The sequence below is a fragment of the Stenotrophomonas maltophilia genome, from assembly GCF_013464915.1.
GTDB lineage: Bacteria > Pseudomonadota > Gammaproteobacteria > Xanthomonadales > Xanthomonadaceae > Stenotrophomonas > Stenotrophomonas maltophilia_AT.
The window spans coordinates 1-1,191 of record NZ_RAVT01000094.1 but is presented as its reverse complement, the minus strand read 5'-3'; the positions used below and the strand labels follow the sequence as shown (position 1 = coordinate 1,191).

The following is a 1,191-nucleotide window of genomic DNA, read 5'->3' as shown; positions in this document are numbered from 1 at the left end:
AGGCACGGTAGTGCCGGCCGCTGGCCGGCAGCCTCTTGGAGCGCGCGCAGGCTGGCTTCAGGCGGGGATCGATCCGCCTTGAGCGTCGCGCACCCGGGCGTTGAGAATCACCAGCATCTTCCGCATCACCGCCACGATGGCTACTTTTCCTTCCTTGCCTCGGGCTCGCAGCGACTGGTAGAAATCGCGCAGTCGAGGTTCATGCCGCATGGCTGACATACTGGCCATGTAAAGCACCTGACGGATCTCGGCCCTGCCGCCATGGATGCTTCGTTTGCCACGCATGGTTCCGCTATCGTGGGACATCGGGGCCACCCCGACCAAGCTGGCGATGCGCTTGCCGCTGATACTGCCAAGCTCTGGCAAATAGCTGGCCAGTACCGCCTGCAAGCCCGGGCCAACGCCCTTCATCGACTTCAGGACGGCCAGTTGAGGCTGCTGGGCAACCTGCTCGACAATTTGCTTTCCCAGACGTTCAACCAGCCTCTGCAAGCGGGTGATGTTGGCCTGTAGTAGCCGGCGCAATTCACGATCACCGACCATTTCCTGCTGTTGCCGCGCGATGGTCAGGGCTTCCATCGTCTGCCGACGTGCCCGTACGAATTCCCGCATTTTCTGCTGCCAAGGCTGCAGTGGCTGATAGGGAGGCAGTTTCACCAGGGCCGCCATCTGCGCCAATGCATAGGCATCCAGACGGTCGGTCTTGGCCAGCTGACCCATTCCCTGGGCCAGCCTGCGGGCCCGCAGCGCGTTGGCACGGACCACCGGATGACCGGCGTTGTGCAGGAAGTTCAGTACTGACTGTTCGTAGCCACCGGTGGCTTCCAGCACAATCTGGCTCGCCGGATGTTTCCTCAACCAGAGATCCAATTCAGAAAACCCGGTGAGGTTATTGCTGACCTGCAGGATTTCTCCGTCCGTCGTGCCGACATCCAGCTGGCGCTTGCTGACATCAATCCCGATCCCGTTCATCACCGGACTCCGTATAGTCTGGAAGGGTCGAGAGCTCCCCCGCTTGCCCAGTCTTATCACTGCGAGTGTCAGCTCCAGCAACTGTTCGGGCGGATCAAGGGAGATTCCGGCGTGGGCGCCAAGCTACATGGCGATCGTCGAGATCCAGGCTTACACGGCGGCCCACGCCGGCTCTCGGCACCTACGCTGCCAGATTCCGATCAGATAAGGCTTGGCAGC

Annotated in this window: 1 protein-coding gene; it reads right to left on the bottom strand. The window is 61.5% G+C overall.

Going from position 1 to position 1,191, the window contains the following annotated elements:
* Positions 1–57: 57 nt before the first annotated feature.
* Positions 58–972 (bottom strand): IS110 family RNA-guided transposase, encoded by a 915-nt coding sequence (locus tag D7T59_RS21080; RefSeq protein WP_180853535.1) that lies wholly within the window; start codon positions 970–972, stop codon positions 58–60.
* Positions 973–1,191 lie beyond the last annotated feature (219 nt).